A 7,452-nucleotide genomic window follows, 5' to 3' on the forward strand; every position below is an offset into this window, starting at 1 on the left:
AAAGTTGAGGGTTCTCTTGTGTTTTCAGAAATTATGAGTATGTCAGTTTTCTGGTTGTGGCAGCTGACGTGTATTCATCGGGAGTAGCTGGCTTTTCAGGGTTCTCAGGAGCTAATAAAGTCTCAGCTTCATGATGAGTACCTCAAACACATTGCTTCCCTGTTCCCTGATAGTCGTTCTCTGGAGTTACCCGCATTTAAGAGTTTAAAGGAGTCCATTAGCTCTATATCTCTTGATATTGACCTCCAAAGAGATGAGATTCGCTCAAGAGAGGTGATTACTGGCTATAGAACCGTTAGCACATCCAAGTGGTATAACCCTTTCTCATGGGGAAGCTCTAAAGAAGTTGCCGTGTATAGTACGGAAGAATACGTTGATCTTCAGGATCTATGGAAAGAACGAGTCATCGTTATTCGAACAGAGTTTATGAATCTTAAGAATGGTGCGATTCAGCGCATTATTGATGATAAAGATAAGTTGATTGATAACTACCTGAATTTTATCGAAGAAGAATTCATGACTAAGTTTGATGCTTTGCTTGATGACTTAAACTGCAAAGTCGCGAATAAGGATGAGCGGGAAAAAGCGATCGCTCAAGCTAAAGCGGAACAAAAAGAAATCAGTAAACTAAAGCAGGAACTGGCAACAATCTTGCAGTTCTGATCTACACAAAAGCCATCAACTGTCTATGTGGGTGGTATTTTCCAGGAATTTTGAGCATGGCAAGTGAGATTGGAAGATCTGCTTTAGAGCTGACAGCCGCCGATTTTAAAGCACTATTTATAGGGTTTATTCAGGATCGGAATCAAACACCTGAGCTTTTGCGACAGGAGTTTGCTTCTTTCCCGGAAGACAAACGAGCACTCTTGGAGGAATACCGGGTTGATAGCTTGACAGAAGCTATGTCGGAAAATCCGCAAGAGTGGTTACGCCCTGGTTATTTCGATAAACAGGCACAAATGGCAAAACAAAATTTTTGTCAGAAGCGCATTGAGCACCTTATAAAGGTGAAAAGTCATTTGATTGAACAGGGAATTGCCGGGTTTACGTTATCAGAAGCCAGTGCATCCCAACCTCAGCATTCATTATCACCATCACAGGATCATTCCATGAGTGGAGAATTTACTACTATAAACCTGAATGGTTTTCAGCCATCCCGACCTCTTGCCAATAGTGTTAATGATGGGGATTTATCCAAAATCAGGATGGCTCTTTTCATGGAGATGAACGACAAAACACTGGGCAATACATATATTCGGCAAGCAATAGCCTGGGCGTTAAAACAAAAGCCAAACCTCTTCGTTTCATACGAAGAAAATGCTTACGCACAGGCTATCAACCCGGATATGACCCAATGGAGTGCAGACTACTACGGGCTGCAGGAAGTTTATGCCTCTTCCAATTTTTCAGAAAAACGTCTCAGCCATATGCTTGCTGTTAGAGAGCGGGTATTTAGTATTAAAGAGCACCCGGTTTCCACTTCACAGACTCCAGTGCAGCAAAGCTCACAAACCCGACCAAACAGGCCGGAGCAAAGTAGTCAAAATACTAATCGCTCAGAGCGAGAGAAGCCTGAGAGTGTTGACTCTGGAAAGAACAGTATCTTACCTATTCTTGTTATTGCCGGTGTATTGGCTGTTGTGGCTGCTGTACTGCTGGCTACGATTATTGGTTGAGTATTCCTATGAACGACCTAACACACACACCTGAAAACCAGACCGCCCAACAACGGATGCAGCTGTTCCAGAGAAAAACAGCACTAAGCACACTGAATACGGCTCATGACCTGATTAATAAAAGCTATCTGGCAGAGTTAAAGCATTATGATGTGCTGCCTATTAATAGCCAGTCTATTGGTCGGATCAATCGTGGTGCGGATGTACGTATTTTTCGTATTGAACGGCTTGTTCAGGAGAACAAGCAGTCTGTTCTGGAAAGTATTACCGCTGCGTACACCGCCCTGGGTGCAGCGGGTTATACGGTTTTTGTTTTTCTGAAATCGGATGGTAATGAAACCCTGCTCTTTATAGGTACTCGCGGAGAGCCGGGCAAAATGCTGGGTAAAAACTCTGGCGACTTTCTGGAAGCAACGTTTAAAGGGCACTTCCCGGGCAGTTTGCTTCGCTCTCTTAACGGACCTGATGTAGATACTTTGCTTGATAGTCTGACGGAAGCGGTTCAAAGCTCAACTGTGACGGCAGTCAGTAGTGTTCCTTCTTTGTCTACAGCAGACCAGGAACACTTTATGCAGGGGCTGGAACGATTTATCGATGCCGCAGAAAGTAAGGTGTATGAAGGCTTGATTCTGGCTGAACCTGTGTCGATGCAGGAGCTGAATACTGTCAAAACCGGCTATGAGCAGGTTGCTACTCAGCTTTCAGCGTTAGCCAAACGTCAGTTTTCTTATGGTATTCAGGATAGTGAGGCAGTAAGTCAGAGCATTAGTGATGGCTTAAGTAAATCCCTTGGTGAAAGTTTAGGGCTGACCGAAACCAAAGGAACCAGTGGAAATAATACCCAAACAAGCAGTCAGACCTATGGGACAAACAGTAGCACAACTGAAGCAGATTCAGCGAGTAGGGCTTTGGGATTAGGCGCATTGGCGCTTGGAGTGGTTTTTGCTCCTGTGACTGGAGGTATGAGTTTAGTTGGAGCGACAGGTGCTGCGAGTTTATTCCAAACAACGAAAACTGAGGGTACTTCCTCTTCTTCTTCGGCAGGTGAAAGTCAGACGCAGTCAACCAACTACTCAACTGCTAAAAGCCGAACAACCACCCAGACTGATACAATCAGTCGTACCAATACACAGGGTTTGACTCAAACTCGTGGAGAATCCAAACAAATCAGCTACGAGACCATGGATAAAGGCATCATGGGGATGCTGGATAAAATTGATCATCATCTGGCACGTATCAACGAAGCCAAAAGTCATGGTGGCTGGTTAAGTACTGCATACTTTATTGGTGACAGCCCGGCGACCACAGAATCTCTGGCCAGTATCTTTCTGGGTTTAACCAGAGGCACCCAGTCGTCTACGGAAGATTTTGCATTAACAACCTGGAATGGCAAGAAAGGGGCAGAAGTATCCCAGTGGCTCGGACAGCTTATGCATCCTCGTCTAAGACCTACTTTTGCCGCGAATGCCCGAATTGCTCACCTGACACCAGCAACATTAGTCTCTGGCAAGGAGATGGCAATTCAGTTGAGTCTTCCCCGCCGTTCAACTTCAACAGTTGTTGTGCAGGAAACAGCAGCGTTCGGGCGCAAGGTTCAGTCTCTGAATACGTCTGAAGTACAAAACGATAAAGAGCGAACAATCGAGTTGGGCAAAGTGCGGCATTTATGGACAGACCTTTCCCAGAAAGTAAATCTGAATCTGGATTGTCTGACCGGTCATGTTTTTATCACTGGTTCCACCGGATCAGGAAAAAGTAATACTGCTTATGAGCTTCTTGATCAGTTGCAGGAAAAGAGTATTCCTTTTCTGGTCATTGAACCGGCGAAAGGTGAATACAAGCATGTTTTTGGGAACAGGGATGATGTTCGAGTTCTCGGCACCAACGGCAAATATACCGAATTGCTGAAGATTAATCCGTTTTCATTTCCCGAAGAAACCCACGTATTGGAACACGTTGATCGGCTTATAGAGGTCTTCAACGTTTGCTGGCCAATGTATGCGGCGATGCCAGCCATTCTGAAAGATGCTGTATTGCGAAGCTATGAGCAATGCGGATGGAATTTATCGAGTTCAGTCCAAAATACGACAAAAGTCTTTTTTCCGACGTTTGCTGACTTACTTGTGCAGCTAGAACAGGTTATTGCTCAATCTGCTTATTCGGAAGAGATGAAGAGCAATTACACGGGTGCACTGGTGACACGCATCCGATCCATGGTTAATGGGTTAAGTGGGCAGATTTTCTCTGCTGATGAAATCAGTACTGAAGAGCTATTTGATCGGAATGTCATCGTAGATTTGAGCCGGGTGGGTTCCCAGGAGACCAAGTCCCTGCTTATGGGGCTATTGGTTATAAAACTCAGCGAATATCGCGCTGAGCAGGCGTTGATGAACCAGCCTCTGCGTCATGTAACCGTTCTCGAAGAGGCTCATAATATTCTGAGAGCCAGCAATATCAGCTCAGGTGCGGAAGGAAGCAATATGGCAGAAAAGTCTGTCGAGATGCTTTCTAATGCGATCGCAGAGATGAGAACCTATGGTGAAGGTTTTATTATTGCTGACCAATCACCATCTGCGGTGCATCTCAGTGCTATTCGCAATACCAATACCAAAATCCTGATGCGTCTTCCGGATGAGGCCGACCGTTTTCTTGCTGGAAAGTCGGCAGCACTAACGGATGACCAGCTTGATGAGCTGGCTCGTTTGCCCAAGGGGGTTGGTGTTATCTACCAGAATGATTGGCTTGAAGCGGTACTGTGTAAGATCAACCACTTTGCTGTTGAGGATGGCTTTTACCTTTATAAGAAGGAGGTTGATTTATGGGATGAAAAGCAATACCGTTCTCATTTACTACAGTGGTTACTGGCTCCAAGGTGCCGTGAATCCTCAAAAGTCCCGTTGGAAGCCCTTGTTACTAGTCTTGATAAAAGTAGCTTGCCTGCACATCAGAAAATGGCCCTGAATGAATCTCTTAGAGATGGAGCTAAGTCTGAACGGCTGTCAATTCACGAAGACAGTCATTTTCAGTTACTTGCTTGTACCATCGTAGACATTCTCGGCTGTGAACAGAAAATTCGAGAGGCTATAGATTCTGTTGCTGATGTAGAGGAGCTGCACGCACTTCTTACTGATTTGGTTCAAGAACAGTTAGGAAATGTTTCTACAAACATGATGTTAACTGTTGAACAGTCATTTATGAAAAGTATGACGCGTAGAGGCAGAGATTATCAGCACCTATACGTTGCCTGGAATAACTACATTACCCGTGAGAGTGCCTGATGATGGACATAACAGCATTTAAAGAAGTGCTATCAGAGCAGCGGCCTGCCATTTTCAGTTCTTTTGAAAAGTCGGATCTTTCAAAGGAAGAAATGAAGGCTTTGGATAGTCCTATCACTGATAGGATTAGCTCAAGAAGCGAGCTGGAGGCAATATCTGATAGCCAGGCTGAAGGTTTACAAGAACGGGGATATTCCGACAAAGTCATTGAAGCTATTGGCAGTAAACAAGAAGCGGATATCTATTGTGACGCGAATCTTAGGTGTGAGGTTGTCAATGGAAAGGATGCACTTGTTCGGAGCGATATTGATCTGGACATAAGAGATGACTTTGGAAAAACCAATCTGGAAAGGATGGAAAGTGGCAAGGCACCAATCGACAGTAATGGTAGGCCTTATGAGCTACACCATATTGGTCAAACATCTGATGCTCCCTTAGCAGAACTGACTAAGGCAGAGCATATGAGCAATGGTAACGACATTGTTTTGCACGATAAGCAGAAAGAGTCGGAAATTGACCGTTCAGAGTTTGGAAAAGAGCGGGCAGAACACTGGAAGGCTCGTGCTGAAGCTATAAATGCCGAACTAGAAAATAGGGTTGTGTAATGAATAAACTGGCAGCAAAAATAGATACCAATCAGGCGGATACTTTGCCGGCAGCAATATCCCAGATTGAGCAGGCAGAAGCGCAGTTGGGTATGGTACTCTCTCCAGAATATAAGACGTACTTACAAAGTTTTGGGGTGATCTCCTATGAGTCCCATGAAACCTTTGGGTTGGGTGTAAAGGAGGACTCTTATCTGAATATCGTAACTGCTCTTAAGGACTTTCGAGGTATTTCAGGGTTTCCGAAAGCACTAATCCCTCTGGCGGAAATTGGTGATGGCCATTACTACATGTATGACAATAATAGAGGAAAAGTAGTTAGTATCGCCTTGCCGGATCTAGGCGTAAAAGACATCAATGATGACCTAGAAGGCTTTTTGCTGGACTTGATGTTTAGTTAGTTCTCGCGTAAGCGTTCAAGCAGGGGGAGACCCCGAACACACGAAAACCAAAGCGAGGCACCCACAAACCAATGGGATCTACGAGCGCTTCCATAAAACGATTCTGAACGAGTTCTATCAGAAAGAAGGTCTACACTGATTTGACTGAATTACAGAAGGACTTGGATGCTTGGGTGGAATACTACAACACAGAACGGACCCACCAGAGAAAAATGTGTTGTGGAAGGACACCCTTGCAGACATTGGGATCAGACTTCTTGGCGGCTTTCGTTTCAGAACTTCCCCGCTTTTAAGGGGATTAAGACTTATCAATCAAACTGCCCAGCCCTCTTCATCCACACCTGATCCATAAAGGCTATCGCTGGGCAATATCACAGGCTCCTAGAGCTGCCATTAACAAAAAGACCTACAATATAGGTCATATATACTATTATAAAGGTCATACAACCTATAAAAGAGGTCATAATAACTGGCGCATATCGCTAAGGAGTTCAGCTATGTTCATGTTAAACGGAATATTATCGGGGAAAAGTCAGGAAAGCGTATTGCTTTTTATCCTGGTCAGAGAGCGAGGCTATGGAAGGGAAATAGCCGAATTCTTTGATCTGCCTGTCAGTCAGGTACAGAAGCAGCTAATAAAGCTGGAAGATGCGGGGATTCTGGTGTCAAAACGAATAGGCAAGACGCTGTGTTTTGAATTCAGCCCTCGTTACGCCTTTATTGCCCCCTTGAAAGAACTGCTCAAGGCGGTCTTGAAAGCGTACCCTGAGCAACTGAGAAGTAAATTGGTTATGAATAGATCCCGGCCGAGAAAATCTACCAAACCAACTGAGTACTTAAGAAAGAGGCAAACCGGTTGAAAAAATCAGATTTCACTGGATTGAGCATTGTATCTGTCGCAACCAGGGTTGCATGCCACCTGGCTGAAGCCGGAATAGAGTGTGTTGTGGTCGGTGGTCTGGCCGTTGAGATATACACCGGGAACCGATACCAGACGCTTGATATTGACATGGTTAATGTCTCAATGAACACTCAAAAAGCACTGGATGCGGCGATGAATGCTATTGGTTTTGTCCGTAAAGGCAGATATTACCACAATACAACGACACAATTTTTTGTCGAATTTCCTTCTCCGCCCCTTGGTGTTGCTGATGATATAACGGTGAAGCCAGTCACTATAGCAACGGGCTCAGGGACTTTGCAGGTTTTAAGCCCTGTAGATATGATCCGGGATAGACTGGCATGGGCTTGTAATGGCACAGTTGATCGGCAAGCTATCACCCAGTCTATATGCCTGATGCTCAATCAAAACAGGACACCATCTGAATTCTCCGCGTTTATTCGCAAGCAGAGCGAATCGGCTTCCGCTTACCATCTCATAACCACGCTGTGCAACAATACATCTGCCTTTCACCACCCCGATTGATATTTTCCTGAAATCTGTTGTCAAAGGATTGATCAGATATTCAGGAACGTCGACATGTTGCCAGTT

Annotated in this window: 7 protein-coding genes and 1 pseudogene; all 8 read left to right on the plus strand. The window is 44.8% G+C overall.

From position 1 onward, the window contains the following. Positions 1-351: 351 nt before the first annotated feature. The 8 genes and pseudogenes from ACO6UY_RS23520 to ACO6UY_RS23555 all read left to right on the plus strand — a co-directional run bounded on the left by ACO6UY_RS23520 (position 352) and on the right by ACO6UY_RS23555 (position 7,386). Positions 352-663, plus strand: a complete 312-nt coding sequence (locus tag ACO6UY_RS23520) for a hypothetical protein (RefSeq protein WP_422491493.1) — start codon at positions 352-354, stop codon at positions 661-663. Positions 664-719: 56 nt separating this feature from the next. After that, positions 720-1,676, plus strand: a complete 957-nt coding sequence (locus tag ACO6UY_RS23525) for a hypothetical protein (protein ID WP_422444574.1) — start codon at positions 720-722, stop codon at positions 1,674-1,676. Between the two features lie 8 nt (positions 1,677-1,684). Continuing rightward, a complete protein-coding gene (locus ACO6UY_RS23530; RefSeq protein WP_422491495.1) occupies positions 1,685-4,954 on the plus strand; it encodes an ATP-binding protein in 3,270 nt (1,089 codons plus the stop codon). Then, positions 4,954-5,559, plus strand: a complete 606-nt coding sequence (locus tag ACO6UY_RS23535) for an HNH/ENDO VII family nuclease (RefSeq protein ID WP_422444578.1) — start codon at positions 4,954-4,956, stop codon at positions 5,557-5,559. Before ACO6UY_RS23530 ends, ACO6UY_RS23535 begins: the two co-directional genes overlap by 1 nt. Beyond that, positions 5,559-5,960 (plus strand): SMI1/KNR4 family protein, encoded by a 402-nt coding sequence (locus ACO6UY_RS23540; protein WP_422444580.1) that lies wholly within the window; start codon positions 5,559-5,561, stop codon positions 5,958-5,960. The genes ACO6UY_RS23535 and ACO6UY_RS23540 overlap by 1 nt, the downstream gene beginning before the upstream one ends. Before the next feature lie 28 nt (positions 5,961-5,988). Further along, positions 5,989-6,253 (plus strand): annotated as a pseudogene (locus ACO6UY_RS23545) (integrase core domain-containing protein); the annotation flags it as partial. Between the two features lie 204 nt (positions 6,254-6,457). After that, positions 6,458-6,820, plus strand: a complete 363-nt coding sequence (locus ACO6UY_RS23550; RefSeq protein ID WP_422444582.1) for a winged helix-turn-helix domain-containing protein — start codon at positions 6,458-6,460, stop codon at positions 6,818-6,820. Between the two features lie 20 nt (positions 6,821-6,840). Continuing rightward, positions 6,841-7,386: a nucleotidyltransferase gene (locus ACO6UY_RS23555; protein WP_422444584.1), complete on the plus strand. Its 546-nt coding sequence runs from the start codon at positions 6,841-6,843 to the stop codon at positions 7,384-7,386. The last annotated feature ends 66 nt before the right edge of the window (positions 7,387-7,452 follow it).

The sequence above is a fragment of the Endozoicomonas sp. ALE010 genome (assembly GCF_049310165.1).
Classification (GTDB): Bacteria; Pseudomonadota; Gammaproteobacteria; order Pseudomonadales; family Endozoicomonadaceae; genus Endozoicomonas.

Coding starts and splice junctions, on each gene's coding strand:
- ACO6UY_RS23540 (WP_422444580.1), top strand. CDS start 5,559: ATGAATAAACTGGCAGCAAAAATAGATACCAATCAGGCGGATACTTTG.
- ACO6UY_RS23525 (WP_422444574.1), top strand. CDS start 720: ATGGCAAGTGAGATTGGAAGATCTGCTTTAGAGCTGACAGCCGCCGAT.
- ACO6UY_RS23535 (WP_422444578.1), top strand. CDS start 4,954: ATGATGGACATAACAGCATTTAAAGAAGTGCTATCAGAGCAGCGGCCT.
- ACO6UY_RS23530 (WP_422491495.1), top strand. CDS start 1,685: ATGAACGACCTAACACACACACCTGAAAACCAGACCGCCCAACAACGG.
- ACO6UY_RS23550 (WP_422444582.1), top strand. CDS start 6,458: ATGTTCATGTTAAACGGAATATTATCGGGGAAAAGTCAGGAAAGCGTA.